Source organism: Nocardia thraciensis (assembly GCF_054782435.1).
This window is the reverse complement of the sequence record NZ_BAAGSM010000012.1, coordinates 15,442-42,428: the sequence shown is the minus strand read 5'-3', so window position 1 is coordinate 42,428 and position 26,987 is coordinate 15,442. Positions and strand designations below refer to the sequence as shown.

Below are 26,987 nucleotides of genomic sequence, written 5' to 3'. Positions count from 1 at the left end.
ATATGCAATATACAAACGCTATGAATTGATGTGTGAAGGGAGTGCCGTGGATAGTGCGCGCCATGCCGCCGGGCGCGGCATCGACGTCGCCGCGGTGGCGGACCTCGGTGACCGGGTGCTGGGGGTCGAGCACAAATCCGTGCCGCCAGCCGCGTGGGGGATGACCGCGCGCGAGTTCCTGTCCACGGCGCCGTATCTCGACGAGTTCGCGACCCCGGTACTCACCGTGGATCGCGCGGCGCTGGAATCGAATCTCACACTGATGGCCGACTGGGCCGCAGCCGCCGGAGTGCGGCTGGCGCCGCACGGTAAGACCACGATGTCCCCGCGGCTGTGGGCCGGGCAGCTGGCGGCGGGCGCGTGGGGGATCACACTGGCCACCGGATGGCAGGCGCAGGTCGGGCGTGCGTTCGGGCTGAGCCGGATCCTGCTCGCCAACGCGCTGGTCGATCCGGTCGGATTGCGCTGGGTGGCGGCGCAATTGCGCCGCGATCCCGACTTCGAGTTCCTGAGCTGGGCCGACAGCGTGGCGACGGTCGAGCAGATGGAGCGTCACCTGCCCGAGGGTGCGCGGCTGCCGGTCCTGGTCGAGCTGGGCGGTCCGCACGGTCGCACCGGTGCCCGCAGCGTCGAGGAGGCGCTGGAGGTGGCGGCGGCCATCGCCGGTTCGGAGCGTCTGGAGCTGGCGGGCGTCGGGGGATACGAGGGCGCCCTCGCGCACGACCGCACCGAGCCCGCCGTCGCGGCCGTGCGCCGCTATCTCGACGAGCTGGCCCGACTGCATCGCTCGCTGTCCGGCCGGTACGAGCGACCCGCGATCGTCACCGCGGGCGGCAGCGCGTATCCGGACCTGATCGTCGAACGGCTGTCCGGGCTCGCGGACGAGCAAGGCGCACACGGTGTTCCGACCACGGTGGTGCTGCGCTCGGGCGCCTATCTCATTCACGACGACGGCTTCTACTCCGGCATCTCGCCGCTGGCCGATTCGTCCGCCGGGCCCGCGCTGCGCTCGGCCATGCACGGCTGGGCGCGCGCGGTGTCGCGGCCGGAGCCGGGACTGGCGCTGCTCGACGCCGGGAAGCGGGACCTGCCGTTCGATGAGGGGCTGCCGGTACCGCAACGGCTTTCGGGCGGGGAAGGTGTGCCGCCGGGCGCGCGCGTGTCGGCGCTCAACGATCAGCACACCTTCCTGCGCTGGTCCGAAGGAGGCGACGTACCGGTCGGCAGCGTGGTGCGGCTCGGGTTGTCGCACCCCTGCACGGCCTTCGACAAATGGCGGCTCATCCCGGTGATCGACGACGCGGACGCCGCGCGGCCCCGGGTCGTCGACCTCCTGCACACCTTCTTCTGATCTGGCGGAATATCATGGGCGACTTGCTGATTCGCGACATCGACGTCGTGGACGGGACCGGCGATCCGCGGTACCGGGCCGACGTGGTGGTCCGTGACGGCCGGATCGCCGAGATCGCCCCGCCGCGCACGGCCGCCGCCGCGGGGCGCATAGTCGACGGCGAGAATCTGGCGCTGGCACCGGGTTTCATCGACATGCACGCGCACTCGGATCTGCACCTGCTCACCGAGCCGGAGCATCTGCCGAAACTGAGCCAGGGCGTGACCACCGAGGTGATCGGCCAGGACGGCCTGTCCTATGCCCCGATCGACGACGCGGCGCTGGCGGTGCTGCGCCGCCAGATCGCCGGGTGGAACGGCAATCCCGCCTACCTGGACATGTCTTGGCGCAGTGTCGGCGAGTATCTCGACCGGCTCGACGAGGGCATCACACCCAATGCCGCCTACCTGGTGCCGCAGGGCACGCTGCGCCTGCTGGTCGTCGGCGCCGAACAACGGCCCGCCACGGCGGGGGAGATCGCGCGCATGCGCGAACTGCTGGCGCAGGGACTGGCCGAGGGCGCGGTCGGCATGTCCAGCGGGCTCACCTACACGCCCGGAATGTACGCCGACACAGCGGAATTGGCCGCACTGTGCGAGGTGGTCGCCGAGGCGGGCGGCTGCTACGCGCCGCACACCCGCTCCTACGGCGCCGGGGCCCTGCGGGCCTACGCCGAGATGATCGAGCTGTCCCGCACGACCGGCTGTGCGCTGCACCTGACCCACGCCACCATGAACTTCGGCGTGAATCGCGGCCGCGCACCGGAACTGCTGGCCATGATCGACGCCGCGCTGGCCGAGGGCTGCGATATCAGCCTCGACACCTATCCGTATCTGCCCGGTGCGACGACGCTGTCGGCACTGCTGCCGAGCTGGGCGATGTCCGGCGGTCCGGACGCGGCGCTGGCGCGCCTGGCCGATCCGGAGCAGCGATCGCTCGTCGCCCTGGACGTCGACGTGCACGGTTCGGACGGGTGCCACGGTGTGACCGTGGAATGGGAGACCATCCAGATCAGCGGCGTCACCGATCCGGCGCTGGCCGGTTACGTCGGCAGGACGGTCGCCGATATCGGAGCCGCCGAGGATGTCGCGCCGGTGGAGATATTCTTCGACCTGCTGCGGCGCGACCAGTTGGCGACGACGATCCTGCAGCATGTCGGACACGAGGACAACGTGCGCGCCATCATGCGCCACCCGCGCCATATGGGCGGCAGCGACGCGTTGCTGGTGGGCGCCCGGCCGCATCCGCGCGCCTGGGGGACCTTCCCGCGCTACCTCGGGCACTACGTCCGCGAACTCGGGGTGCTCGGCCTGGAGGAGTGCGTCAATCATCTCACCGGCCGTCCCGCGCAGCGGCTGCGGCTGCGCGACCGCGGGCTGATTCGCCCCGGCTACGCCGCCGACCTCGTAATCTTCGATCCCGCAACAATTTCTGACACCGCGACCTTCGAGAATCCGAAGCAGCAAGCGCGGGGGATAGCGCATGTTCTCGTCAACGGGGAGTTCGCGCTCGACGGAGGAGTGCCGACCGGTGTGCGCGCGGGTCGCGCCCTGCGCATGGCAGGAGGGGAGACCCGGTGACCACCGCGATGGACGTGATTCGCGCCGACCGTGTGCTCACCGTGGTGCGCGCGCCGCAGATTCCTGATCCCCTCGTGCTGGCCGAAACTCTGGCCGACGCCGGAATCCGTGCTGTGGAGTTGACTTTCACCACGCCGGGCATCCTCGGGGCACTGCGTGCGGCGGCCGCGTCGGAGCAGGCTGTCGTCGGCGCCGGGACGGTGCTGACCGCGGAGCAGGCCGAACAGGCCATCGGCAGCGGCGCCCGCTTCCTGGTCACCCCTGGCCTGCGAGCCGAGGTGGCCGCGATCGCCGCCCGGCACGACATCCCGGTCGTGATGGGCGCTTTCACCCCGACCGAGGTCATGCAGGCGCTGGATCTCGGGGCGGCCGCGGTGAAGATCTTCCCCGCCCGTGCCCTCGGCCCCGGCTATCTGCGGGACCTGCGCGGACCGTTCCCCGATGTGGCGCTGATTCCCTCCGGCGGCGTGAACGCGGGCAATGCCGCCGACTTCCTCGCGCACGGCGCCGCGGCGGTCACGGCGGGTACCGATGTCGTCGATCCCGCCGACGTCGCGGCGGGCCGTTGGCCCGAGATCGCGACGCGCGCCGAGATTTTCGTTCGATCCATGAAGTGAGGTAAGACATGAGCGCCGCCGCCGTCGACTGGCTTCGGACCAGTACACCCGGACTGCTGGTGCTGTGCGGTCTGGCGATCGCCGTGCTGCTGCTCGCGATCATCCGGTACAAGCTGGAGCCGTTCGTCGCGCTGCTGCTGACCGGCCTGGCGCTGGCCCTGGCGGCCGGGCTGCCGGTGAGCCAGATCGTCGGCACGGCGCTGAAATCCGGTGACTCCCTGCTGGAGACGGGCTTCGGCAGCATTCTCGGGCATATCGCGGTCATCATCGGTCTGGGCACGGTGCTGGGCGCGATACTCGAACGATCCGGCGGCGCCGACGTTCTCACCGCGCGGCTGCTGAAACTGTTCGGCCCCAAGGGCGCTCCGGTCGCCATGGGCGTGGTGGGCCTGATCTTCGGCATTCCGGTCTTCTTCGACATCGGCATCTTCGTACTGGCGCCGCTGATCTACGTCGCCGCCAAGCGCGGCGGCAGATCGCTGGTGCTGTACGCCATGCCGATGGTCGCCGGTCTGTCGATGACGCACGCGTTCCTGCCGCCGCATCCGGGCCCGGTGGCCCTGGGTGGGCTGCTCGGCGTGAGCCTGGGCTGGCTGATCCTGATGGGATTGGTCTGCGGCCTACCGGGTTTCGTGGCCGCCGGTCTCGTCTGGGGCACCTATATCGGCAAGCGGGTGCACGTGGAGGTGCCCGACGAGTTTCTGGTGCGCCCCGAACGCGTCAGCGACGGTCCCGGCGCGACCGCGGCGCCGGAATCGGAACGCACGCTGGCGGGGCCGCCGTCGGTGGGCCTCATCGGGCTCATCATCGCGATCCCGCTGGTGCTGATTCTCGGGGCGACCTTCGGGAGCCAGCTGCTCGATGCCGGGTCGAAACCGCTGCAGGTGCTGACCTTCCTCGGCACGCCCGCGGTGGCGTTGCTGATCGCGGTGCTGGTGGCCTTCTACCTGCTGGGCGTGCGGCGCGGGTCGACCGTGCAGGAACTCGGCGAGATCACCGCGGAGTCGCTGCGCCCGGTCGGCATGCTGCTGCTGGTCGTCGGCGCGGGCGCGTTCTTCGGCAAGGTGATCTCCGCGACCGGAATCGGTAACGCCCTGGCGCACACCATGTCCGAGGCCGGACTGCCGGTCATCGTGCTGGCCTATCTGATCAGCTGCGGGCTGCGCATCGCGCAGGGATCGGCGACGGTCGCCATCGTCACCACCGGCGGCATCGTCGCGCCGCTGGTGGCCGGGCAGGGGTATTCGCAGATGGCCATCGCGCTGATCGCGATGGCGATCGCGGCGGGCTCGATCATCCTCAGTCACGTGAACGACGGTGGCTTCTGGATCATCTCGAAGTTCTTCAACCTCACCGTCAAGCAGACGCTGCAGACCTGGACCGTGCTCGAGACGATCCTGTCCGTGGTGAGCTTCGCGGTATCGGCGGCGCTGTTCGCGATCGTCGGCTGAGGACTGTGATTTCGGACTGCGTGCACGTGCGCACGTGCACGCAGTCCGCCGTGGCCGCCGGTCGGGGAGCGCCGCGCGGGATCCGTGTCGTGGGATGCGGAGGGACGGTGTGGCAGGTGGCGAGTACGCCGATCGAGATCGCGCCGGCGATCAGAACGGCTAGACAGAGCAGCAACGAACTCTCCTGACGGAGCGGTGATCTGGATGCCGCGGGCGAATGCCGCGAACAGCCCCGGTGTCGACCGGGACCGCGCTGACGTTCCCTGTCATGCAGTGAATCGGAACCGCTCGATCGCCGTTACCGCCGCCGCGTCACGTTTCGGCGTACCTCGGGCTATTCGGTGTGTCCGCCGACGGGCCCGCGGAGTTCCTCGCGGTGCTCACGCCCGGCATCGTGGGCGGATCTACCCCGAGAGTGAATGGCCTTGCATGATCGTGCATAATCATCACATGGCGGATACCTCGAGTGGGCCCGTGTTGCGGGTCGCGGTGGCTGGTGCGAGCGGATACGCGGGCGGAGAAGTGCTGCGTCTGCTGCTGGGCCATCCGGCCTACCGATCGGGGCGCCTCGAGATCGGGGCGCTGACCGCGGGATCGAACGCCGGGACCGCGCTCGGGCAGCTACAGCCGCAGTTGCTGCCGTTGGCTGACCGTGTGCTCGCCGACACCACGCCGGCGGTGCTGGCCGGGCACGACGTGGTGTTCCTGGGCCTGCCGCACGGCCAGTCGGCCGCGATCGCGCGTGCGCTGCCGGAGTCCACGGTGATCATCGACTGCGGCGCCGACTTCCGGCTCACCGACGCGCGGGCGTGGGAGAAGTACTACACATCGCCGCATGCGGGCAGCTGGCCGTACGGGCTGCCGGAGCTGCCGGGCGCGCGCGACCGGCTGCGCGGCGCCACCCGCATCGCGGTGCCGGGCTGCTATCCGACCGTGGCGAGCCTGGCCATGGCGCCCGCGGTGGCGGCGGGCATCGTCGAACCGTCAGTGAATGTCGTTGCGGTGACCGGTACTTCGGGCGCGGGCCGCAAACTCGATGTCGGCCTACTGGGTTCGGAGGTGATGGGTTCGGCCCGCGCCTACAACATCGCCGGTGCGCACCGGCACACCCCGGAGATCGTGCAGAACCTGACGGCGGCGGGCGGCGCCGACGTGACGGTGTCGTTCATCCCCGTGCTCGCGCCGATGCCCCGGGGCATCCTGGCCACCTGCACCGCACCGGTCCGCGTCGATGCCGCGCAGGCCCGGGCGGTCTACGAGAAGGCCTACGCCGACGAACCTTTCGTGCACCTGTTACCCGAAGGCGCACTGCCGCAAACGGGTTCGGTGCTCGGCTCGAACGCGGTCACTCTCCAGGTGGCCGTGGACGCCGACGCCGGGCTGCTGGTGGTGATCGGCGCGATCGACAACCTGACCAAGGGAACCGCGGGCGCCGCGGTGCAATCGATGAACCTGGCACTCGGCCTCGACGAGACGGCCGGACTTTCCACCGTAGGAGTGGCACCGTGACAAAACTCGTGCGCACCCAGGGCGTGACCGCACCGCTCGGCTTCCGCGCCGCCGGTATCTCCGCAGGCATCAAGGCGAGCGGAAATCCGGATCTCGCACTGGTTTTCAGCGAAGGGCCGGAATACTCGGCGGCGGGCGTCTTCACCCGCAACAAGGTCAAGGCGGCGCCGGTGCTGTGGTCGCAGCAGGTGCTGACCGGCGGCCGCCTGCGCGCGGTGATCCTGAACTCCGGCGGCGCCAACGCCTGCACCGGGCCGGGCGGCTTCCAGGACACCCACGCCACCGCCGAGGAGCTGGCGAAGGCGTTGAGCAACTGGGGAACCGATACCGGCGCCGGTGAGATCGCGGTCTGCTCCACGGGATTGATCGGCGACCGGCTCCCGATGGACAAGCTGCTCCCGGCGGTCACCGAGATCGTGCACGAGATGGGCGGTGGGCTGAACGGCGGGACCGATGCCGCCCACGCCATCATGACCACCGACACCGTGCCGAAACAGGCCGCGTATCACCACGGTGACAAGTGGAACGTCGGCGGCATGGCCAAGGGCGCGGGCATGCTGGCGCCGTCGCTGGCCACCATGCTGGTGGTGCTCACCGCCGACGTGGTCGCCACCCCGGAGCAACTGGACCGGGCGCTGCGCAACGCGACCGCGCGCACCTTCGACCGGCTCGACGTCGACGGCTCCTGCTCCACCAACGACACCGTGCTGCTGCTGGCCAACGGCGCCAGCGCGGTCGCGCCCAGCCAGGAGGAACTGGACGCCGCGGTGCTGGCGGTATGCGACGACCTGGCCGCGCAGTTGATGGCCGATGCCGAGGGCGTCACGAAGCGGGTGCTGGTCACCGTGTCCGGCGCGGTGAGCGAGGACGAGGCGCTGATCGGTGCCCGCACCGTCGCCCGCGACTCGCTGGTGAAGACGGCGCTGTTCGGCTCGGATCCGAACTGGGGCCGGGTGCTGGCCGCGGTGGGCATGGCGCCGATAACCCTGGAGCCGGACCGCATCTCGGTGTCGTTCAACGGAAATCCGGTGTGCGTCAATGGAACGGGCGCCCCCGGTGCCCGCGAGGTCGACCTGTCCGGGGCCGACATCCACGTGGTGATCGAGCTGGGTCAGGGCGAGGGCGCCGCCACCATCCGCACCACCGATCTGTCGCACGGGTACGTGGAAGAGAACTCGGCCTACAGCTCATGAGTACCGCAGAGACACAAGGGCTTCCGGCGACACCGATGAGTCTGACGGCCCTGGACAAGGCGCACGTGCTGGCCGGGGCGCTGCCCTGGCTACAGAAGTTCCGCGACAAGATCGTGGTCGTGAAGTACGGCGGCAACGCCATGATCGATGACAACCTCAAGGAGGCCTTCGCCGCCGACATGGCCTTCCTGCGCACCGTCGGCGTGCATCCGGTGGTGGTGCACGGCGGCGGCCCGCAGATCAGCGCCATGCTCCAGAAGCTGGGCCTGCAGGGCGAATTCCGTGGCGGCTTCCGCGTCACCACGCCCGAGGTGATGGAGGTCGTGCGCATGGTGCTGTTCGGCCAGGTGGGTCGCGAGCTGGTCGGGCTGATCAACACGCACGGCCCCTACGCGGTGGGCATCTCCGGTGAGGACGCGCGGCTGTTCACCGCGACTCGCCGCACCGTCACCGTCGAGGGCGTGGCCACCGATATCGGCCTGGTCGGCGACGTCACCTCGGTCGACCCGGACGCGGTGCTGGATCTCATTCGGGCGGGCCGCATTCCGGTGGTGTCGACCATCGCGCCCGACGCCGACGGCGTGGTGCACAACATCAATGCCGACACCGCCGCCGCGGCGCTCGCCGAGGGCATCGGCGCGGAGAAGCTGGTGGTGCTCACCGATGTCGAAGGGCTGTATACGAATTGGCCCGACCGGTCGTCGCTGACCACTCGCATCGACACCGATGCCTTGGCGGCGCTGCTGCCCGCCCTGGACGCGGGCATGGTGCCGAAGATGGAGGCCTGCCTGCGCGCCGTGCGGGGCGGCGTGCCGACCGCACACGTGATCGACGGCCGGGTGCCGCACTCGGTCCTGCTCGAACTGTTCACCGGGGAAGGCATCGGCACGATGGTGACCCCGCCGGAGGAGAAGCCATGAGTACACAGGACTTACAGCGGCGGTGGTCGGCCGCGCTGATGAACAACTACGGCATCCCGAAGGTGGCGTTGGAGCGCGGCGCGGGCGCGGTCGTCTACGACGCCGACGGCAAGCGCTATCTGGACTTTCTCGGCGGTATCGCGGTCAACAGTCTCGGCCACGCGCATCCGGCGATCCTGGAGGCGGTGTGCGGGCAGCTCGGCACGCTGGGGCATGTGTCGAATCTGTATGCGAGCGAACCGGTTATCGAACTGGCGGAGCGGTTGCTGGCGCATTTCGGCAACGGCTCCGGCAAGGCGTTCTTCTGTAACTCCGGCACCGAGGCCAACGAGGCGGCGTTCAAAATCGCGCGGCTGACCGGGCGGCGCAAGATCATCGCCTGCGACGAGGCGTTCCACGGCCGGACCATGGGCGCGCTGGCGCTGACCGGGCAGGCGTCGAAGCGGGCGCCGTTCGAGCCGATGCCGCCGGGCGTGGTCCATATTCCGTACGGGGATTCGCTCGCCCTGGCCTCCGCCGTCGACCAGGACACCGCCGCGGTGTTCCTGGAGCCCATCATGGGGGAGAGCGGCGTCGTGGTGCCGCCGCCGGACTATCTGGCGAAGGCGCGGGCGATCACCGCCGACCAGGGCGCGCTGCTGGTGCTCGACGAGGTCCAGACCGGCATCGGGCGCACCGGTCACTTCTACGCCCATCAGGCCGCCGGGGTCGTGCCCGACGTGATCACCCTGGCCAAGGGGCTCGGCGGCGGGCTGCCGATCGGCGCGGTGCTGGCCCAGGGGCCCGCGTCGGAGCTGCTGACTCCCGGACTGCACGGCACCACCTTCGGCGGGAATCCGGTCTGCGCGGCGGCGGCGCTGGCGGTGCTGCGCACCATCGACGAGACCGGCCTGCTGGCGCAGGTGGAGGCCGTCGGCAAGACCCTCACCGACGGCATCGCCGAACTCGGCCATCCGCTGATCGACCACGTGCGCGGTGCGGGGCTGCTCATCGGAATTCAGCTGGCACAGAACGTTTCGGCCCAGGTGGAGGAGTCCGCCCGGGCGGCGGGCTATCTGGTGAACCCGGCGAAGCCGAACGTGATCCGGCTGGCCCCGCCGCTGATACTCACCGAGGCACAGGCCGGGAACTTCGTCTCGGACCTGCCCGCGATTCTCGATGCCGCACAGGCGAAGGGGGAGAAGTGATGATTCGCCATTTCCTGCGAGACGACGATGTCACACCGGCCGAACAGGCCGAAATTCTGGCGCTGGCAGCGGAATTGAAGCAGGCGCCGTTCTCGCGTCGGCCGCTGGAGGGGCCGCGCGGAGTCGGGGTGATCTTCGAGAAGAACTCGACCCGCACGCGGTTCTCGTTCGAGGTGGGCATCGCGCAGTTGGGCGGCCACGCGGTGGTCGTGGACGGCCGCGACACCCAGCTGGGCCGGGAGGAGACGCTTGCCGATACCGGCCGGGTGCTGTCGCGTTACGTCGACGCGGTGGTGTGGCGCACCTTCGAGCAGCAGCGGCTCGACGAGATGGCCTCCACCGCAACGGTTCCCGTGGTCAACGCGCTGTCCAACGAGTTCCACCCGTGCCAGGTGCTGGCCGACCTGATGACGCTGGCCGAGCGCAAGGGCGGCCTCGCCGGGCGCGGCCTCACCTATCTCGGCGACGGCGCCAACAACATGGCGCATTCGCTGCTGCTGGGCGGGGTGACGGCCGGACTGAACGTAACCATCGCCGCGCCCGCGGGTTTCGAGCCGCTGGACTGGGTGGTCGACGCCGCGCGCAAGCGTGCCACGGAGACCGGCGCCACGATCACCGTCACCGGGGATCCGATCGCGGCGGCCACCGGTGCCGACGCGCTGGTCACCGACGCCTGGACCTCGATGGGACAGGAGAACGACGGCCTGGATCGGGTCGGGCCGTTCCGGCCGTTTCAGGTCAACGGCGAGCTGCTGGCCCGCGCGGCGGCGGACGCCGTTGTGCTGCACTGTCTTCCGGCGCATCGCGGCGAGGAGATCACCGACGAGGTGCTCGACGGCCCGCACAGCGCGGTGTGGGACGAGGCGGAGAACCGGCTGCACGCCCAGAAGGCGCTGCTGGTGTGGCTGCTGGCCAGGCGGGAGGCGCGATGAGCGGCGAGGTGAAGTGGTGACCGAGGGCCCGGCGACCGCGCGGACCCGCGCTGGGCGCCAGCAGCGCATCGTGGTGCTGTTGTCCGCCAATGCCGTTCGCAGTCAGACGGAGTTGGCGGCGCTGCTGGCCGCCGAGGGGATCGAGACCACCCAGGCCACGCTGTCGCGCGACCTCGACGAACTGGGTGCGGTGAAACTGCGCGCGGCCGACGGTGGCGCGGGAATCTACGTGGTGCCCGAGGACGGCAGCCCGGTGCGGGGCGTCACCGGGGGCACCGGGCGGCTGTCGAAACTGCTCGGCGACCTGCTGGTCTCCACCGACCACAGCGGCAATATCGCGGTGCTGCGCACGCCGCCGGGCGCCGCGCACTTCCTGGCCAGCGCGCTGGATCGCGCGGCGCTGCCGGAGATCGTCGGGACCATCGCGGGGGACGACACCGTCGCGGTCATCGCCCGCGAACCCCTGACGGGTGCGGAACTGGCCGCCAAGATCGAGCAGTGGGCCTGAGCGGCAGCGCTATTCGGAAGTGACAGGGGCCCGAATCCATCGAGGACGCACTGTAAACCCTGCTCGAAGCGCTGCGTGCGATCACCGCTCGGGGCCGCGGCGGTACTCGCGCCGAGGACCGTGAGAGCAGCTCGGACGGTATCGTCCGGGCTGCCGGAACCGCTATGCGAGCGGGTACTGGCCCGGTGGATAATGGCCGCCGCCGTGGCCCGAGGGGCCCGAACCTCCGAGACCGATGATGTCTTCGATGAGACCGATAATCGCCTCGCCGATACTCAGCACATCCCGGCCGATCACGCCGAAATACTCCGCAAACGTCGAATACATCCGCCCGCCCTTCTGCTGACCGTGTTCCCTCAGCGTGGCACACCTGGGCTCGCCAACCCCGCAAGGCTCTTGCAGCCCTTGGGGTTTCGCCACATTTGTCTCAATTGTCCCGGAGTGTCGCCCATCGTGTCGCAGCCGACGGCGCCGATCGCGCGGTGCTGATGTGGCTCGCCGGAACCTCCGGCGGCCGGGCCGCTCCCACCCCGGTTATGAATGGCCTTGCATCGTCATGCATAATCATTTGCACGTGGTGGGAGCCGCTCGGGGAGGGCCGTGCTCCGCCGCCTGTCCCGTGGATCGGGCACCGCAGACTTGGACACGCACGAAACCTGAGGAGCTACAGATATGGCCGATCGCGTCGTACTCGCCTATTCCGGTGGGCTGGACACCTCCGTCGCCATCAGCTGGATCGGCAAGGAGACCGGGGCCGAGGTGGTCGCGGTCGCGATCGACCTGGGCCAGGGCGGCGAGGACATGAACCTGGTGCGCCAGCGCGCGCTCGACTGCGGCGCCGTCGAGGCCATCGTCGTCGACGCCCGCGACGAGTTCGCCGACGAGTACTGCCTGCCGACCGTGCAGGCCAACGCCCTGTACATGGGCCGCTACCCGCTGGTCTCGGCGATCAGCCGCCCGCTCATCGTCAAGCACCTGGTCGAGGCGGCCGAGTACCACGGCGCCTCCACGGTCGCGCACGGCTGCACCGGCAAGGGCAACGACCAGGTGCGGTTCGAGGTCGGCATCGGCGCGCTGGCCCCCGACCTGAACGTGATCGCGCCGGTGCGCGACTACGCCTGGACCCGGGAGAAGGCCATCGCCTTCGCCGAGGAGAACAGCCTGCCGATCACGGTCAGCAAGAAGTCGCCGTTCTCCATCGACCAGAACCTGTGGGGCCGCGCCGTGGAGACGGGCTTCCTCGAGGATCTGTGGAACGCGCCGACCAAGGATGTCTACGACTACACCGTCGACCCGACCGTGAACTTCGAGGCGCCCGACGAGCTGATCGTCACCTTCGACAAGGGCGTGCCGGTGGCCATCGACGGCCGCCCGGTCAGCGTGCTCGAGGCCATCACCGAGCTGAATCAGCGCGCGGGCCGCCAGGGCGTGGGCCGCCTGGACATGGTCGAGGACCGCTTGGTCGGCATCAAGAGCCGCGAGATCTACGAGGCGCCCGGCGCGATCGCGCTGATCGCGGCGCACCAGGAGTTGGAGGCCGTCACCATCGAACGCGAGCTGGGCCGCTACAAGCGGCAGGTGGAGCAACGCTGGGGCGAGCTGGTCTACGACGGTCTGTGGTTCTCGCCGCTGAAGCGCGCCCTGGACGCGTTCGTTCAGGACACGCAGCAGCATGTCTCCGGCCAGATCCGCATGGTGCTGCACGGCGGCAACGTGGTCGTCAACGGCCGCCGCAGCGAGGAGTCGCTCTACGACTTCAACCTCGCCACCTACGACGAGGGCGACAGCTTCGACCAGTCCCTCGCCAAGGGTTTCGTGCAGATCCACGGCCTGTCCTCGAAGGTCGCGGCGCGGCGGGACCTCAACAAGAAGTAGCAGGTCTCCGGCCCGAGGCGTGATCGCGCAGGACAGAGGAGGCCTCGTGCAGCACAGTCCGATGACCACGACACGAGTACCAGGAGACGACATCCGATGAACCAGGGCGGCAGCACCAACGAAGGGGCGCTGTGGGGCGGGCGGTTCGCGTCCGGACCGGCCGCGGCGATGGCGGCGCTGAGCAAGTCGACCCATTTCGACTGGGTGTTGGCCCCCTACGACATTCGCGCGTCCAAGGCGCACGCGCGGGTGCTGCACAAGGCCGGGCTGCTCTCCGAGGGCGATCTCGGGACCATGCTGGCGGGCCTGGACCGCCTTGCCGCGGATGTGGATTCGGGCGCTTTCGCCCCGGCCGAGTCCGATGAGGACGTGCACGGTGCGCTGGAACGGGGGCTGATCGAGCGGGTCGGCGCCGAACTCGGCGGGCGACTGCGGGCGGGTCGTTCCCGCAACGACCAAGTGGCGACCCTGTTCCGGATGTGGCTGCGAGATGCGGTGCGGCGCATCGCCTCCGGACTGCTCGACGTGGTGGACGCGCTGGTGGCGCAGGCGGCCGCGCATCCGGAGGCGGCGATGCCCGGCAAGACCCACCTGCAAGCGGCCCAGCCCGTGCTGCTGGCCCATCAACTGCTCGCCCACGCGCATCCGCTGCTGCGCGACGTCGATCGGCTGCGGGATTTCGACAAGCGAGCGGCCGTATCCCCCTACGGCTCCGGCGCGCTGGCGGGCTCGTCGCTGGGCCTGGATCCGGAGGCCATCGCCGCCGACCTGGATTTCGATGCGGCTGCGTCCAATTCGATCGACGCCACCTCCGCCCGCGACTTCGCCGCGGAGGCCGCGTTCGTGCTGGCCATGATCGGGGTGGACCTGTCGCGTATGGCCGAGGAGGTGATCATCTGGAGCACACCGGAATTCGGCTACATCACCCTCGCCGACGCCTGGTCCACCGGGTCGTCGATCATGCCGCAGAAGAAGAATCCGGACGTGTCCGAGCTGACCCGCGGCAAGGCGGGCCGGTTGATCGGCAACCTCACCGGCCTGCTCGCCACCCTGAAGGCGCAGCCGCTGGCCTACAACCGGGACCTGCAGGAGGACAAGGAACCGGTGTTCGACTCGGTGGCGCAGCTGGAGTTGCTGCTGCCCGCCATCGCCGGGCTGGTGTCCACGCTGACGTTCCACACCGACCGGATGGCCGAACTCGCCCCCGCCGGTTACACATTGGCCACCGATATCGCCGAATGGCTGGTCCGCCAGGGCGTTCCGTTCCGCGTCGCGCATGAGGCCGCGGGCGGCTGCGTGCGCGCCGCCGAATCCCGCGGCGTGGGCCTCGACGAACTCACCGACGAGGAGTTCATCGCCGTCGACCCGGCCCTCACCCCCGGCGTCCGCGAGGTGCTGACGGTCCAGGGCTCCATCGCCTCCCGCAACGCCCGCGGCGGCACCGCGGGCGAACAGGTCGCCAAGCAACTCGACGAGGTCCGCTCGGCCGCGACCACCGCCCGCACCTGGCTGGGCTGAACCCAGGCGCGAGCCCCGGTTTCCCGCACCCCGCGTTCGTTCCCGCACCCGCTGCATCGCTTGTAGGGGGTGCGGGAGTACGCACGGGGTGCGGGGGTGGCGATCTTCGCGAATATCGTCCGGGGGCGAGAAGGTGAGCGTTAACATCGGCGGGCGGACCGGACGTCCGTTCAGTCGATGTTGCCGGGGTGATGATCATGCCTTCCGTCGTGTTGGAAGCCGAGGGGTTGGTCAAGCGCTACGGCGGCGTCGCGGCCCTGCGAGGCGCCAACTTCCAGGTGCATGCCGGTACGGTCACCGCGCTCGTCGGCGATAACGGCGCGGGTAAATCGACGCTGGTGAAATGCCTTTCGGGCGCCGAGCAGCCGGACGACGGACGGATCCTGCTCGACGGCGAGCCGGTGCGGATGGCCTCGCCCACGGCTGCCCGCCGGCTCGGCGTCGAGACCGTCTACCAGGATCTGGCGGTCGCGCCGGACCTGGATCCCGCCGCCAACCTGTTCCTGGGCCGGGAGCTGTTCCGCCGCGGCCTGGCCGGGCGGCTGGGCATGCTCGACCGCAGGAGGATGAGGTCCGAAGCCGCCGAGCACTTCCGGCGCCTGGGTGTCACCCTGCCCCGGGCGGACGTGCCGATCGGCGCGCTGTCCGGCGGGCAGCGCCAGACCGTCGCGGTGGCCCGGTCGGTGATGTGGGCGAGCAAGGTCGTCTTCATGGACGAGCCCACCGCGGCGCTCGGCGTCGTCCAGCGCGAGCGGGTCCTCGGCGTGATCCGGCGCGTGCGCGACCAGGGCGTGGCGGTGGTGCTGATCAGCCACAACATGCCGGAGGTGCTGGCGGTCGCCGACCGCGTCGAGGTGCTCCGGCTGGGAAAGCGGGTGGCGCGCTTCGGATCCGACGCCACACTGGAACAGCTGGTCGGTGCCATGACCGGCGCCTTGACCCACGAGGACGCGGCATGAACGAACGCGGCGAGGGCTCCGGTGTGACCGGAGACTCGGCGGCCGCTGACAATGCCGCCCTGCCCGAGAGGGCAGCATGGCAGCGGCTCGCCGGGGCCAGCACGCTGTGGATCGGGCTGGTGCTGATGGTGCTCTACGCGACGTTCGGTCTGCTGCGGCCGGACGCGTTTCCGACCCGGTTCACGCTGCAGACGCTGCTGATCGAGACCGCCGTGCTGCTGGTGCTGTCGATCGGGATGACCTTCGTGATCATCACCGCGGGCATCGACCTGTCGGTCGGCATGGTGCTGATCTTCGCGGGCGTGATCGGCGCGAAGACGATGGAATGGCTCAGCCCGGGGCAGGATGCCACCGACGCCGGGTGGGGAATCATCGGCGTGGGCTTCGCGGGTTCGCTCGCGGGCGGGGCGCTCTGGGGCCTGGTGAACGGATTCCTGGTGGCCAAGGCCAGGATTCCGCCGCTGATCGTCACTTTGGGCTCGTTCGGTGCGGCCCTGGGATCCGCCCAGCTGATCACCGGGGGCGTCGACACCCGCACGGTTCCCGAGAACCTGCGCGACTCACTGGGTTTCGGCACACTGCTGGGCGGTGTCCCGATTCTGGTGCTCGTCGCCGCGGCGGTCACGCTGGTCGGCGCCTGGCTGCTGCACACCACCCGCTTCGGCCGCTACACCTACGCCATCGGTTCCAATGCCGAGGCGGCGCGGCGGGCCGGTATCGGCGTCACCCGGCACCTGATCCTGGTGTACCTGATGGCCGGGACGCTCGCCGGGCTGGCCGGTTTCATGAATCTCGCCTACTTCGGCACCACCACCATCGCCGGGCACACCACCGACAATCTCGACGCCATCGCGGGCGTCGTGATCGGCGGCACCAGCCTGTTCGGCGGGGCGGGTTCGGTGCTGGGCACCGTGATCGGGGTGTTCATCCCGTCGGTGCTGCGCAAGGGCTTCGTCATCGCCGGGGTGCCGGTGTTCTGGCAGCCGGTCGCGGTGAGTGTGGTGCTCGTGGCCGCGGTGTGGTTCGACCAGATTCGGCGGCGGTCACGAGACCGTAAGTAGCACAATCTATCTCGGAGGTGAGGCGGAGATGAGGACCGGACGACGGAGCGCCGCGATGGTCGGCGCCGCGCTGGCGGCCGCGGGGATGCTGGCCGGATGCGGTGGGCAGGTGGGGGATTCGGGCGGTACCGACGCGCAGAAGTTGGTGCTGATACCCGGCGTCGCCAACGAACCGTTCTACCTTTCGATGCAGTGCGGCGCCGAGGAGCAGGCGATGAAGCTGGGATTCGAGCTGGACACCCAGGCGCCCACGCAGTTCGACGCCGCGCAGCAGACCCCGATCGTGACCGGGGTGATCGCCAACAAGCCGGGCGCCGTGCTGATCGCACCGACCCACGCCACGGCGATGGCCAGCCCGCTCGAGCAGGCCAAGGACGCCGGCATCAAGGTGATCGAGGTCGACACCGCCCTCGACGACACCTCGGTGGCGCTGTCGTCTGTCTCCTCCGACAACCGCAAGGGCGGCCAACTCGCTGCCCAGACCTTGTCGAAACTGGTGGGCGGCAAGGGATCCGTGCTCGTCATCAATACCAAGGCAGGCACCTCCACCACCGACCTGCGCGCCCAGGGCTTCGAGGAGGAGCTGAAGAACCAGGCCGGGTTGACGTCGTTGGGCGTGCAGTACAACAACAACGAGGCCGCCCAGGCCGCGTCGATCGTGACCGCCACGCTGGCCGCGCACCCGGACCTGGCGGGCATCTTCGCCACCAACCTGAGTTCGGCGGAGGGCGCCGCCACCGGCCTGCGCAATGCCGGGAAGCTCGGCCAGGTAAAGCTGGTCGGCTTCGACGCCAGCCCGAAACAGGTCGAGGACCTGAAGGCCGGAACCGTGCAGGCGCTGATCGCGCAGGATCCCGCCGCCATCGGCGCCAAGGGCGTCGAGCAGGCCGCCGCGGCGATCGAGAACAAGCCGGTCACCCGCAATATCCAGACCGGCATGGTCGCCATCACCCCGGCGGATATGGACGCCAACGCCAAGTACCTCTACCGGAGCAGGTGCTGACCGCGCTCACGCGCGCCCCAGAGGTTGCGGATCAGGGCCCAGACCTGGTCCTGGTCGGGAGTCCGTCCGTCCCTGAGTTGCCGTGCGCCCCAGGCGTCTCCGGCCCGCAGGACCGCGGCCGTGGCCGCGACGAGGAGGTCGCGGTCGCACGCGGAACCGTGTCGACCCCGCGCTCGTGCAGGATGATTACGCGCGGTCCGATCGGCCACGGGCATGAGCGCCGTAACCAGGTCCGTCAATCCTGAACGCGCACAGCGTATCCCGCGCCCTCCAGGGCGTCGAGGACATCGTCGCGATGGGCGGGGCCGCGAGTCTCGAGGGTGAGCAGCACCTCGACCTCGTCGATCGCCAGCCAGGCGCCGGTGCGGGAGTGGACCACGTCCAGGACGCTCGCACCCGTGCCGCCGACCGCGGCCAGTAGCGTGCCCAGGCTGCCCGGGCGATCCGAAATCGTCACGCGCACCGCGAGATAGCGTCCGGCCGCGCTCAGCCCGTGGCCGATCAGGCGGGTCAGCAGCAGCGGGTCGACGTTGCCGCCGGACAGGATCGCGCAGACCGGCCCGCGCAGGTCCAGTTCGTCGGCGCGATGCATCAGCGCCGCCACCGCGGCCGCCCCGGCGGGTTCGACGATCAGTTTGGCCCGCTCCATGCACAGCAGCATCGCGCTCGACAGCGCGTCCTCGTCGACGGTGGTGACGGCCGGGAGGTGCTCGGCCACGTGCGCGAACGGGACCTCGCCCGGCAGCCCGACCGCGATACCGTCGGCCATCGTCGACATCCGTTCCAGCGCAATCGGTTTACCGGCCGCCAGCGAATCCGGCCAGGCGGCCGCCTGCGCGGCCTGGACGCCGACGACGCGCACCCGCGGCGCGAGGTGGTGCAGCGCCTCGGCCACGCCCGCGAGCAGCCCGCCGCCACCGGTGGGCACGATGACCGTGCCGACCTCGGGAAGCTGCTCCAGGATCTCCAGCGCCACCGTCGCCTGCCCGGCCACGATATCGGGGTGGTCGAACGGGTGGATCAGGGTCGCGCCGGTCTGCTCCGCGAAATCCAGTGCGGCGGTGAGGGATCGGTCGATGGTGTCGCCGACCTGGTGCACGGCGGCGCCGTAGGCCCTGGTGGCCACCAGCTTCGGCAGCGAGGCGCCCACGGGCATGAACACAGTCGACTCGATGCCCAGAGTCGTTGCGGACCAGGCCACTCCCTGCGCGTGGTTGCCCGCGCTGGCGGCGACCACCCCGCGGCGCCGGGCGGCCTCGGGCAGGTTCGCGATCCGGTTGTAGGCGCCGCGCGGTTTGAACGATCCGGTGCGTTGCAGGTTCTCGCACTTGAGCCGCACCTCGACGCCGGTGCGCTCCGACAGCACCCGCGACGCCACCAGTGGCGTGCGCCGGATGACCGGCCCCAGCAGTTTCGCCGCCGACTCGATGCGATCCAGCCCGATCAATTCCATGGCCGACATGCTGCCAGACAATCGCTGCCCGGTCCGCGAGCGCGAGGTCGGCTGGGCGGACTGCCCCCTTGCCGCCCTAGGTGTTCCACCCGGTGCCGGACCGGCCGACCACCGCCAGCACCCCGGAGAGCCACGGCGTGTAGGCCTCCGGATCGGCGGCCATGGCGGCGCGGAGATCGTCCGGCCACATCCACGTGTGGGCGGCGATCTCGGCCGGGTCCGGGCGTGGCGGCGCGCCGTCGAAACGGCCGACCAGCACGTGGTCCCACTCGTATTCCACGCGGCCGGTCTCCGGATCGCCGGCGCGGTAGGTGAACGTGCCGATCTCGGTCAGCGGGACGCGGATCCCGAGCTCCTCGACCAAGCGCTCCGCCGCCGCGTCGGCGACGCCGGCGCCCGGCGCGGGATGCCCGCAGCAGGTGTTGGTCCACAGTAGGGGGAATCGCGTCTTGACCCCCGCGCGTTGCTGCAGCAGCACCCGCCCGTCGGTGTCGAACAGCAGCGCCGAGAACGCCCGGTGCAGCCGCCCGGGGGCGGTGTGCGCCTGGGCCACCGGGCACGCCCCGATCGGCCGACCCTGCTCGTCCACCAGCTCGACGGGCAGGGTCTCGCGGTCGATCGTGGTCGGTGCTTCGGGAATCACCGACCTACCTTATCGGCGGCGATCAGCAGGTATTGGAAGCTGCCCTCCCGATACGCGGTCAGGAACGGCTTCTCCACCCCGGTGGCCAGCTCGGAGTGGGTGCGCAGCTCCCAGTACGGGATCGTGGCCGGGGTCAGGTCGGTGACGGTGATCGGGACCAGTCCGTGCGCGGCGAGCGCGCGGAAGTACTCGCCGCGCGGATGGATCATGCACCCGTAGTGCGCGTCGATCCAGCTCACCGAGGACGAGCGGCCGCCGATGACATCGTTGGAGCAGCCGGTGATGCAGACGTAGCGCCCGCCCGGCGCCAGCGCCCGCGCGAACTCGGCGAACAGGTCGTGCAGGTCGACGTACATGGTGGTCTCGTCGGTCCACAGGCCGCGCATGCTGCCCGCGTCGAATCCGGTGTCGAGCATGTTCTTGAAGTGGAACCGCACCCTGTCGTCGACCCCGCGCCCGCGGGCCTGGTCGTTGGCGAAACCGGCTTGGTACTCCGAGATCGTCACGCCGTCCACCCGGCAGCCGAAACGCCGGTTGGCCATGATGCTGGTGCCGCCGCGCCCGCAGCCCGCGTCGAGCAGCCGGTCGCCGGGGCGGACGTCGCCGAGCTGGTCGAGCAGCAGGTCGGCCTGGGCGGTCTCGAGCCGGTGCAGTTCCCGCACGATCCGCTCCTGGCGGGTCTCGGCCGGGCCCTCCAACACCGACAGGTCGGGCTCGCCGACGCCGTAGTGGTGGTGGTAGAGGCCGTCTACCTCGCCGAGGCGGGTATTGACGCGGTCGTCGTTGGGGTTGTCGTTCCAGTAGGCGGCGACCGACCGCTGGTAGCTGGTGCGCAGGACGTTGTCGGTCTCATGCTCGAGCATGGTCATCGCGGATCATCCTCTCGGTCCTTCTCGTGGTATCGGCGGCTGTCGGCGTGCCAGGCGCGATTGCCGCCCATCCACGCCCACAGCCCGCCCAGGAAACGCCGCAGCTCGGGTGAGCCGGTGGCCGCGAGGGTCGTCGCCTCGCGTTCGAAGCGGTGCACCAGTTCGTCGTGGACCTCCGCCGTGCGGCGGACCGCGACCCGGCGCGGGCACCGCTCCTCGGCGGCGAGCACCGTGGGCAGGTTGAATTCCCTTCCGCCGGAAAGGTCTTCGCGCGCCATCGAGTACAGGTCGTTGACCATCTGCGCCGCCAGCGCCGCCGTGGTGACCACCCGCCGTACCCGGGGATCGGTGTACTCGGGCGCGGACAGCTCGTAGCCGCCGACCACGTCGATCGGGGCCATGCACGGCAGGAAGCTGTGCGGCTGGCGGTTGGTGAGGTACTCCCACACCGGCGGCATCCGATCGGCGGCCCGCCAGCCCGCCTCCGCGCCCAAGGCGATGAACCAGCCGCCGATCTCGGTGCGCAGCCGCGCCAGCTGCGCCGGTGTCGCGTAGTGCGACAGGTGTTCGAACGACGTGCGGAAGGCCCGCAGGATCGGGTCCGCCTGCTGGGCGCGTTCCAGTTGTGCCTGATACCGGGCCGGTAGATGCACGGGATCGATGGCGGCCGCGGCCAATTCGAGTCGCGGCCCCAGCTCGGCCTCCGCGCTGGACGGGGTGCCGTCGGGGGCGCGGTCGTCGGCGTCCTCCTCGCAGTAGTAGTCGTCCACCGACCATTCCGACACCGCGCACTTGGCCGCGGCGAGCAGCCGGTCCGGATCGTCGCAATCCGGGTGCGCCAGCATGATCAGCCGCCCGAAGTCGGCCTTGCGCAGCTCATCGAGCTTGCCCTCGTAGAGTCCGATCGTCTCGGCCCACAGCAGAATTCCCTCGTTGACCGCCTCGGCGAGCGCGGGGTCGTCGCGCACGGGTGGCGGGCAGTACAGCGGCGGGATCGCGGCTCGCTGTGCCGAATCCGGTTCGGCGGTGGCGGGCCCCCTCGTGAATCGAGTGAGATCTGTTCTGCCCGATAGTAATTTGCCGAGGGGAGTGTCAGCCTTACCTGCGGACGATGGCCCCACGAGGGGAGGCGTCCCGTCGTCGGCACCGGCGGGCAGGGCATCTGCTTGTCCCGGTGGTCTCGGCAGGTAGGGGGCGCCCAGCCCGCTCGGGCCGAGAAGCCGACGCGGCACAGCGGCGCCCGACATATCGCCGAGCGGGGATGAAGGAGCCGAATCAGGCTTGGGCGCTTCGGGTTCGACGTCCTCCGGGCCCGGTTGGGAAGACTCGTGTTCCCCCTCGTCCGGCGCCGCGAGCCGGGCCGGGGGTGCGTGGTCGAAATTGCTCAGGAGCGCGGCGACGACCGCGGCCACCTCTCCGGTGGCCTGCGGTGCCGCGGCGCGCGACAGCACCGACATGATTGCCCGCTCCCGTCACTCGGCCTGCCGGGCGACCAGGACATTGTCGAGTATGCCCAGCGCGTCGGGGACCAGGACGGCCGCCGAGTAGTAGCAGCTGACGAGGTAGGAGATGATGGACTGATCGTCGATGCCCTTGAACCGCACGTTCAGTCCGGGCTCGAACTCGTCGGGGATGCCGGTCTGGTGCAGGCCCACCACGCCCTGATCCTTCTCGCCGGTGCGCATGGCGAGGATGGAGGTGGTGCCGGTGTCGCTGACAGGGATCTTGCCGCAGGGGAAGATCGGCACGCCGCGCCAGGCCGGGATGCGGTGGCCGTCGACGTCCACCGGGTCCGGGTAGATGCCGCGGCGCGTGCACTCGCGACCGAATGCGGCGATCGCTTTCGGGTGTGCCAGAAAGAGTTTCGTGCTGCGCCGCATGCTCAGCAGCTCGTCCATGTCGTCCGGGGTGGGCGGGCCGGACTCGGTGTAGATGCGCTGCTTGAGATCGCAGTTGCGCAGCAGGCCGAACTCGGGGTTGTTCACCAGGTCGTGTTCGCGACGCTCGTAGAGGGCCTCGATGGTCAGCCGCAGCTGCTGCTCGATCTGGTTGTGGGGCTCGTTGAACAGGTCCGCGACACGGGTGTGTACCCGCAGCACGCTCTGGCCGATGCCCAGCTCGTATTCGCGCGGGGCGGCGTCGTAGTCGACGAAGGTGCCTTGCAGCAGCGGCTCGCCGCTGTGGCCGGAGGAGATCTCGATATTCGCCTCGCCGTGCTTGTTCTGCGGGCGGGTGCGCGCGGCGGCGTACTCGGACAGGTGCCTGCGCAGCGCGGGCGCCTCCTCGATCAGCTGGTCGAGGGCGGCGCGCGGCAGGCTCAACAGCGTCGTGCGCGTGACGGTCTTGACGGTCACCGGCCAGATGGCGCCGCGGTCGACGAGCATCTCCTCGCCGAAATAGGCTCCGCCGGAGAGCATTCCGAGCATCGTGGTCTCGCCGTAATCGCCGGTGCCGATCTTGCTCAGCTTGCCGTGCACCACCAGCAGCAGTTGATCGACCGGATTGCCGAATTCGGCGACGATCGTTCCCGGGTCCAGGTCGCGCTGTTCGCAACGCTCGGCGAGCGCGCGCAGTACATCGTCGTCGTCGAAGCCGCGCAGCTGCGGCAGCTCCCGCAGCTCCTGCGGGATGACGTGGGCCTTCCCGCCGTCGACGGCGAATTCCACCTTGCCGTCGCCGAGAGTGTGTGTCAGGCGCCGGTTCACCCGGTACACACCGCCTTTGACCTGGACCCACGGCAGTGCCCGGGTCAGCCACCGGGAGCTGATGCCCTGCATCTGGGGTTCGGATTTGGTGGTGTGCGCGAGCTGGTGGGCGGCGCCGGTGGACAGGCTCCTGGGGGCGTGATTCTCGGTCTCCGCGGGCATTTCGACGGTCATGCGGGATCCTCACCTCGAGATGGGGTGCGACGACGGCGGTGGCGACGCTCACGGCAGTGCGACAGGCGGCTACGGGCCTGCGGAATACTGGTCACTCGAGCGAAATGCTGTGCGCAACAGTGCGTTCCAGCGTCACCGATGATAGTTGCGAAACGGTTGCGGTGCAGCGGAACTGGAATACTCGGAGGAAACCCCCGCCGGATGGTTACGACACGCGTTCGATCGGGGGAACTGCCGGTGACATCATGGGACGAACCGGATCGGTGCGGGCGGTCGACTCGGGTCCGCGGCACGTCGTCGGCGGCTCCGGTGATAGCCGCGCACGGCATGCGTCTGATCACAGCCGCAGCGCAGTAGGGTAGGTGTGTGGCAAGCTCGGAGAAACGCGGCGGAAAGTGTGATGCACGCCACATGCAGGGTGAGGGCTGGGAGTAACCGTGAAGTTCGATACGAGGTTCGTCGCGCAGTCGGTGCAGCGGTTGATGGCGACCGCGCAGAACGGCCTCGAGGTCGTCCGGTTCGGGGGGCTGACGCACGACGTGGAGTCGTCGCCCTACGAGGTGACCGAGCGCAAGCGCATGTACCGGCTGCGTCACTACTTCCCGGACGACACCACGCCCGGCCGCCCGGTGGCGCTGCTGGTCCCGCCGCTGATGGTGAGCGCCGACATCTACGACGTCAATGCCGAGGGCGGCGCGGTCGGCATCCTGCAGCGGGCCGGAATCGATTGCTGGGTCATCGATTTCGGCTCCCCGGCCAGCGAGGAGGGCGGCTGGCAGCGCGATCTGGCCGACCACGTGCTCGCGCTCAACAGCGCCATCGATACGGTCAACGAGCTGACCGGGCACGGCGTGCACCTCATGGGGTATTCGCAGGGCGGCATGTTCGCCTATCAGAGCACGGCCTACCGCTACGGCAAGGGCGTGGAGAGCATCGTGACCTTCGGCAGCCCGGTCGATATCGTGGCGGGCCTGCCGTTCGGCCTCCCGCACGGCCTGGTGTCCGAGGTGGCCGATTTCGTCGCCGACCACGTGCTCAACCGGCTGCCGATCACCGACGCCATGGTGCGGGTCGGCTTCCAGATGCTGGACCCGGTCAAGACGGCTAAGGCGCGCATCGACTTCCTGCGCCAGCTGCACGACCGGGAGGCGCTGCTGCCCAAGGAGCGGCAGCGCCGCTTCCTCGAACAGGACGGCTGGGTGGGGTATTCCGGACCGGCGGCCGCGGATCTGCTGAAGCAGTTCGTGGCACACAACCGAATGATGCTGGGCGGGTTCGTGATTCGCGACCAGCCGATCTCGCTGGCGGAGCTGAAGTGCCCGATCCTGGCGTTCGTCGGCGAGGTCGACGACATCGGGCAACCGGCGGCGGTGCGCGGCATCGTGCGCGCCGCGCCGAATGCCGACGTCTACGAGGCATCGCTGGTGGCCGGGCATTTCGGCCTGGTGGCCGGGAGTATGGCCACCCAGCAGACCTGGCCGCTGGTGCGCGGTTGGGTGCGGTGGCTCGCCGGCCGGGACGACCTGCCCGAGCAGATCGCACCGATGCGCGAGCACGTGGCGAGCAACCGCCCGCGCTCGGCCGCGACACGGGTCGTGCACACCGCGGCTACCCTGGCCGAGGCGGGCGCCGGGCTGGGGGCGGCCCTCGGCAGCATCGCCACCAGCACGCTGCGGGGCTCGGTGGAGCTGACCGGCGAGGCGGCACGTGCGCTGCCGCGCCTGACGCGCCTGGGGATGATCCAGCCGCACACCCGAATCTCATTGGGGCGCTTGCTCTCCGAGCAGGCACGGCGGGCACCGCTGCGCGACCTTTTCCTGTTCGACGATCGCGTACACACCAACGCCGCGGTGAACGTGCGCATCGACAACGTGGTGCGCGGGTTGATCTCGGTGGGGGTGCGGCCCGGCACCCGGGTCGGCGTGCTCATGGAGACCAGGCCCAGCGCGCTCGCGACGGTGGCCGCGCTGTCGCGGCTGGGCGCGGTGGCGGTGCTGCTCGCACCCGGTAGCGAACTGCGGCGCGCCGTCGAGCTGACCGGCGCCAAGACGGTCGTGTCCGACCCGGAGAACCTGCGCGACGCCGCCGACACCGGCGCGCGGGTGCTGGTGCTCGGCGGCGGCGACGCGCGCGAGCTGGACGTGCCGCCGGGCCGCGAGGTGGTCGATCTCGAGCGGATCGACCCGTCCCGCGTGGTGCTGCCCGGCTGGTTCCGGCCGGACCCGGGCCTGGCGCGGGAGCTGGCGTTCGTGCTGGTGACCGGCACCGGCGACAAGCTCGACATCAAATACATCACCAACCACCGGTGGGCGGTGTCGGCGTTCGGCACCGCGGGCTCCGCCGACCTCGATCGCCGCGATACCGTGTATTGCCTTGCGCCCCTGCACCATTCGTCCGGTCTGCTGGTGAGCCTGGGCGGCGCGGTGGCGGGCGGCAGCCGGATCGCGCTCGCGCATTCGCTGGATCCCGCGCGGTTCGCCGAGGAGGTGCACCGGTACGGGGTCACCGTCGTCACCTACACCTGGACGATGATGCGCGACATCCTCGACGCCGACACCTTCCCGAACGGTCACCCCCATCCGATCCGGTTGTTCATCGGCTCCGGCATGCCCGCCGGGTTGTGGCGGCGCACCACCGAAAGGTTCGCGCCCGCACGGGTTCTGGAGTTCTACGCCTCCATCGAGGGCGATGTGGTGCTGGCCAATGTGGCGGGTGCGAAGATCGGCAGCAAGGGGCGACCGGTGCCCGGGGCCGCGCGGGTGGAGCTGGTGTCCTACGACCCGGCGACCGACGAGATCGTCACCGACGCACAGGGTTTCGCCCGTCGGGCGGCCGACAACGAGGTGGGTCTGCTGATCGGCAAGGCGGCCGATACCGTCGATATCTCGCGCGGCGGCCTGCGTGGGGTGTTCACGCCCGGCGACGCGTGGATGCCGACGGAGAACCTGTTCCGCCGCGACAGCGACGGCGACTACTGGCTGATGGATCGCCGCGACACGGTCATCCAGACCGCTCGCGGCCCGGTGTACACCCAGCCGATCGTGGACGCGCTCAACGACATCACCGCGGTCGACATGGAGGTGGCGTTCGGCCTGCGCGCCGATTCCGGCCGCACGTTCGCCGTCGCCGCGGTCAGCGTGCGCGGCGGCTACCGGCTGGAGCCGAAGGACGTCACCGAGTGCCTGCGCGCCCTCGACCCGGCCCGGCGCCCCGATCTGATCTATGTCGTCGACGAGATTCCCCGCAGCTCGACCTACCGTCCCTCCACCCGTGCCGTGCAGTCCGCGGTGCGCCTGGAGCCGGGCGAGCGCACCTGGTGGTACCACGGCGCCACCGACTCCTACGAGGTCCTCACGGCCGAGGCCCTCGACCGCCTGCTCGCCTAGGAGCCGGGCCACGGCTCCCGGACCCGCCGCTGGCATCCTTCCCGCACCTCGTGT

22 protein-coding genes are annotated in these 26,987 nt (G+C 70.0%); 16 read left to right on the top strand and 6 right to left on the bottom strand.

Features of this window, described 5'->3' with window-relative positions; translation table 11 throughout:
* Positions 1-46: 46 nt before the first annotated feature.
* From ACYVLQ_RS06515 to ACYVLQ_RS06470, 10 genes are all read left to right on the top strand, one after another.
* The gene (locus tag ACYVLQ_RS06515) at positions 47-1,351 is read left to right on the top strand and encodes an alanine racemase (RefSeq protein ID WP_460696469.1); all 1,305 of its coding nucleotides are present in this window, start codon (positions 47-49) and stop codon (positions 1,349-1,351) included.
* A 14-nt stretch (positions 1,352-1,365) separates the two neighbouring features.
* The gene (locus ACYVLQ_RS06510) at positions 1,366-2,970 is read left to right on the top strand and encodes an N-acyl-D-amino-acid deacylase family protein (protein WP_460696468.1); all 1,605 of its coding nucleotides are present in this window, start codon (positions 1,366-1,368) and stop codon (positions 2,968-2,970) included.
* A gap of 8 nt (positions 2,971-2,978) precedes the next feature.
* Entirely contained in the window at positions 2,979-3,587 is a 609-nt protein-coding gene (locus ACYVLQ_RS06505; protein WP_460696493.1) for a bifunctional 4-hydroxy-2-oxoglutarate aldolase/2-dehydro-3-deoxy-phosphogluconate aldolase, read from the top strand.
* A gap of 8 nt (positions 3,588-3,595) precedes the next feature.
* A complete protein-coding gene (locus ACYVLQ_RS06500) occupies positions 3,596-5,038 on the top strand; it encodes a GntP family permease (protein WP_460696467.1) in 1,443 nt (480 codons plus the stop codon).
* Positions 5,039-5,488: 450 nt separating this feature from the next.
* On the top strand, positions 5,489-6,547 hold the full coding sequence (gene argC, locus ACYVLQ_RS06495; protein WP_460696466.1) for an N-acetyl-gamma-glutamyl-phosphate reductase: 1,059 nt from the start codon (positions 5,489-5,491) through the stop codon (positions 6,545-6,547).
* Complete coding sequence (argJ, locus tag ACYVLQ_RS06490; RefSeq protein WP_460696465.1) at positions 6,544-7,740, top strand: bifunctional glutamate N-acetyltransferase/amino-acid acetyltransferase ArgJ; 1,197 nt, start codon at positions 6,544-6,546, stop codon at positions 7,738-7,740. The genes argC and argJ overlap by 4 nt, the downstream gene beginning before the upstream one ends.
* Before the next feature lie 35 nt (positions 7,741-7,775).
* A complete protein-coding gene (gene argB, locus ACYVLQ_RS06485) occupies positions 7,776-8,660 on the top strand; it encodes an acetylglutamate kinase (protein ID WP_460696464.1) in 885 nt (294 codons plus the stop codon).
* Positions 8,657-9,847, top strand: a complete 1,191-nt coding sequence (locus tag ACYVLQ_RS06480; RefSeq protein WP_460696463.1) for an acetylornithine transaminase — start codon at positions 8,657-8,659, stop codon at positions 9,845-9,847. The genes argB and ACYVLQ_RS06480 overlap by 4 nt, the downstream gene beginning before the upstream one ends.
* Complete coding sequence (gene argF / locus ACYVLQ_RS06475; protein ID WP_460696462.1) at positions 9,847-10,779, top strand: ornithine carbamoyltransferase; 933 nt, start codon at positions 9,847-9,849, stop codon at positions 10,777-10,779. Before ACYVLQ_RS06480 ends, argF begins: the two co-directional genes overlap by 1 nt.
* 16 nt (positions 10,780-10,795) lie before the next feature.
* Positions 10,796-11,287: an arginine repressor gene (locus ACYVLQ_RS06470; protein WP_460696461.1), complete on the top strand. Its 492-nt coding sequence runs from the start codon at positions 10,796-10,798 to the stop codon at positions 11,285-11,287.
* A gap of 162 nt (positions 11,288-11,449) precedes the next feature.
* Here the strand turns inward: ACYVLQ_RS06470 and ACYVLQ_RS06465 are convergent, their stop codons facing one another.
* On the bottom strand, positions 11,450-11,707 hold the full coding sequence (locus ACYVLQ_RS06465) for a hypothetical protein (protein WP_460696460.1): 258 nt from the start codon (positions 11,705-11,707) through the stop codon (positions 11,450-11,452).
* A gap of 252 nt (positions 11,708-11,959) precedes the next feature.
* Between ACYVLQ_RS06465 and ACYVLQ_RS06460 the strand changes: the two genes are divergently transcribed.
* From ACYVLQ_RS06460 to ACYVLQ_RS06440, 5 genes are all read left to right on the top strand, one after another.
* Complete coding sequence (locus ACYVLQ_RS06460; RefSeq protein WP_460696459.1) at positions 11,960-13,162, top strand: argininosuccinate synthase; 1,203 nt, start codon at positions 11,960-11,962, stop codon at positions 13,160-13,162.
* A gap of 96 nt (positions 13,163-13,258) precedes the next feature.
* A complete protein-coding gene (gene argH, locus ACYVLQ_RS06455) occupies positions 13,259-14,680 on the top strand; it encodes an argininosuccinate lyase (RefSeq protein WP_460696458.1) in 1,422 nt (473 codons plus the stop codon).
* A gap of 197 nt (positions 14,681-14,877) precedes the next feature.
* Positions 14,878-15,639: an ATP-binding cassette domain-containing protein gene (locus ACYVLQ_RS06450; RefSeq protein ID WP_460696457.1), complete on the top strand. Its 762-nt coding sequence runs from the start codon at positions 14,878-14,880 to the stop codon at positions 15,637-15,639.
* The gene (locus ACYVLQ_RS06445) at positions 15,636-16,700 is read left to right on the top strand and encodes an ABC transporter permease (RefSeq protein WP_460696456.1); all 1,065 of its coding nucleotides are present in this window, start codon (positions 15,636-15,638) and stop codon (positions 16,698-16,700) included. Before ACYVLQ_RS06450 ends, ACYVLQ_RS06445 begins: the two co-directional genes overlap by 4 nt.
* A gap of 28 nt (positions 16,701-16,728) precedes the next feature.
* Positions 16,729-17,703 carry an ABC transporter substrate-binding protein gene (locus ACYVLQ_RS06440; RefSeq protein ID WP_460696455.1) on the top strand — a complete coding sequence of 325 codons (975 nt, stop codon included), beginning with the start codon at positions 16,729-16,731 and terminating at the stop codon, positions 17,701-17,703.
* A gap of 235 nt (positions 17,704-17,938) precedes the next feature.
* On the opposite strand, the gene ilvA is transcribed toward ACYVLQ_RS06440, so the two are convergent.
* From ilvA to ACYVLQ_RS06415, 5 genes are all read right to left on the bottom strand, one after another.
* On the bottom strand, positions 17,939-19,165 hold the full coding sequence (gene ilvA, locus ACYVLQ_RS06435) for a threonine ammonia-lyase (RefSeq protein ID WP_460696454.1): 1,227 nt from the start codon (positions 19,163-19,165) through the stop codon (positions 17,939-17,941).
* Between the two features lie 67 nt (positions 19,166-19,232).
* Entirely contained in the window at positions 19,233-19,799 is a 567-nt protein-coding gene (gene idi / locus ACYVLQ_RS06430) for an isopentenyl-diphosphate Delta-isomerase (RefSeq protein ID WP_460696453.1), read from the bottom strand.
* Positions 19,796-20,668, bottom strand: coding sequence for a geranyl diphosphate 2-C-methyltransferase (locus tag ACYVLQ_RS06425; protein ID WP_460696452.1), 873 nt, complete (start codon positions 20,666-20,668; stop codon positions 19,796-19,798). The genes idi and ACYVLQ_RS06425 overlap by 4 nt, the downstream gene beginning before the upstream one ends.
* A complete protein-coding gene (locus ACYVLQ_RS06420) occupies positions 20,665-22,125 on the bottom strand; it encodes a family 2 encapsulin nanocompartment cargo protein terpene cyclase (protein ID WP_460696451.1) in 1,461 nt (486 codons plus the stop codon). The genes ACYVLQ_RS06425 and ACYVLQ_RS06420 overlap by 4 nt, the downstream gene beginning before the upstream one ends.
* Positions 22,126-22,140: 15 nt before the next feature.
* Positions 22,141-23,547: a family 2B encapsulin nanocompartment shell protein gene (locus ACYVLQ_RS06415; RefSeq protein WP_460696450.1), complete on the bottom strand. Its 1,407-nt coding sequence runs from the start codon at positions 23,545-23,547 to the stop codon at positions 22,141-22,143.
* Positions 23,548-23,984: 437 nt separating this feature from the next.
* Here ACYVLQ_RS06415 and ACYVLQ_RS06410 point away from each other — a divergent pair, with 437 nt between their 5' ends.
* Entirely contained in the window at positions 23,985-26,933 is a 2,949-nt protein-coding gene (locus ACYVLQ_RS06410; RefSeq protein WP_460696449.1) for an AMP-binding protein, read from the top strand.
* The last annotated feature ends 54 nt before the right edge of the window (positions 26,934-26,987 follow it).

Bases quoted from the DNA above. Each gene is read 5' to 3' on its own strand.
- ACYVLQ_RS06510 (WP_460696468.1), top strand. From the start codon at position 1,366: ATGGGCGACTTGCTGATTCGCGACATCGACGTCGTGGACGGGACCGGC.
- ACYVLQ_RS06505 (WP_460696493.1), top strand. From the start codon at position 2,979: ATGGACGTGATTCGCGCCGACCGTGTGCTCACCGTGGTGCGCGCGCCG.
- ACYVLQ_RS06500 (WP_460696467.1), top strand. From the start codon at position 3,596: ATGAGCGCCGCCGCCGTCGACTGGCTTCGGACCAGTACACCCGGACTG.
- argC (WP_460696466.1), top strand. From the start codon at position 5,489: ATGGCGGATACCTCGAGTGGGCCCGTGTTGCGGGTCGCGGTGGCTGGT.
- argB (WP_460696464.1), top strand. From the start codon at position 7,776: ATGAGTCTGACGGCCCTGGACAAGGCGCACGTGCTGGCCGGGGCGCTG.
- ACYVLQ_RS06480 (WP_460696463.1), top strand. From the start codon at position 8,657: ATGAGTACACAGGACTTACAGCGGCGGTGGTCGGCCGCGCTGATGAAC.
- argF (WP_460696462.1), top strand. From the start codon at position 9,847: ATGATTCGCCATTTCCTGCGAGACGACGATGTCACACCGGCCGAACAG.
- ACYVLQ_RS06460 (WP_460696459.1), top strand. From the start codon at position 11,960: ATGGCCGATCGCGTCGTACTCGCCTATTCCGGTGGGCTGGACACCTCC.
- argH (WP_460696458.1), top strand. From the start codon at position 13,259: ATGAACCAGGGCGGCAGCACCAACGAAGGGGCGCTGTGGGGCGGGCGG.
- ACYVLQ_RS06450 (WP_460696457.1), top strand. From the start codon at position 14,878: ATGCCTTCCGTCGTGTTGGAAGCCGAGGGGTTGGTCAAGCGCTACGGC.
- ACYVLQ_RS06445 (WP_460696456.1), top strand. From the start codon at position 15,636: ATGAACGAACGCGGCGAGGGCTCCGGTGTGACCGGAGACTCGGCGGCC.
- ACYVLQ_RS06440 (WP_460696455.1), top strand. From the start codon at position 16,729: ATGAGGACCGGACGACGGAGCGCCGCGATGGTCGGCGCCGCGCTGGCG.
- ilvA (WP_460696454.1), bottom strand. From the start codon at position 19,165: ATGTCGGCCATGGAATTGATCGGGCTGGATCGCATCGAGTCGGCGGCG.
- ACYVLQ_RS06425 (WP_460696452.1), bottom strand. From the start codon at position 20,668: ATGACCATGCTCGAGCATGAGACCGACAACGTCCTGCGCACCAGCTAC.
- ACYVLQ_RS06420 (WP_460696451.1), bottom strand. From the start codon at position 22,125: ATGTCGGTGCTGTCGCGCGCCGCGGCACCGCAGGCCACCGGAGAGGTG.
- ACYVLQ_RS06415 (WP_460696450.1), bottom strand. From the start codon at position 23,547: ATGACCGTCGAAATGCCCGCGGAGACCGAGAATCACGCCCCCAGGAGC.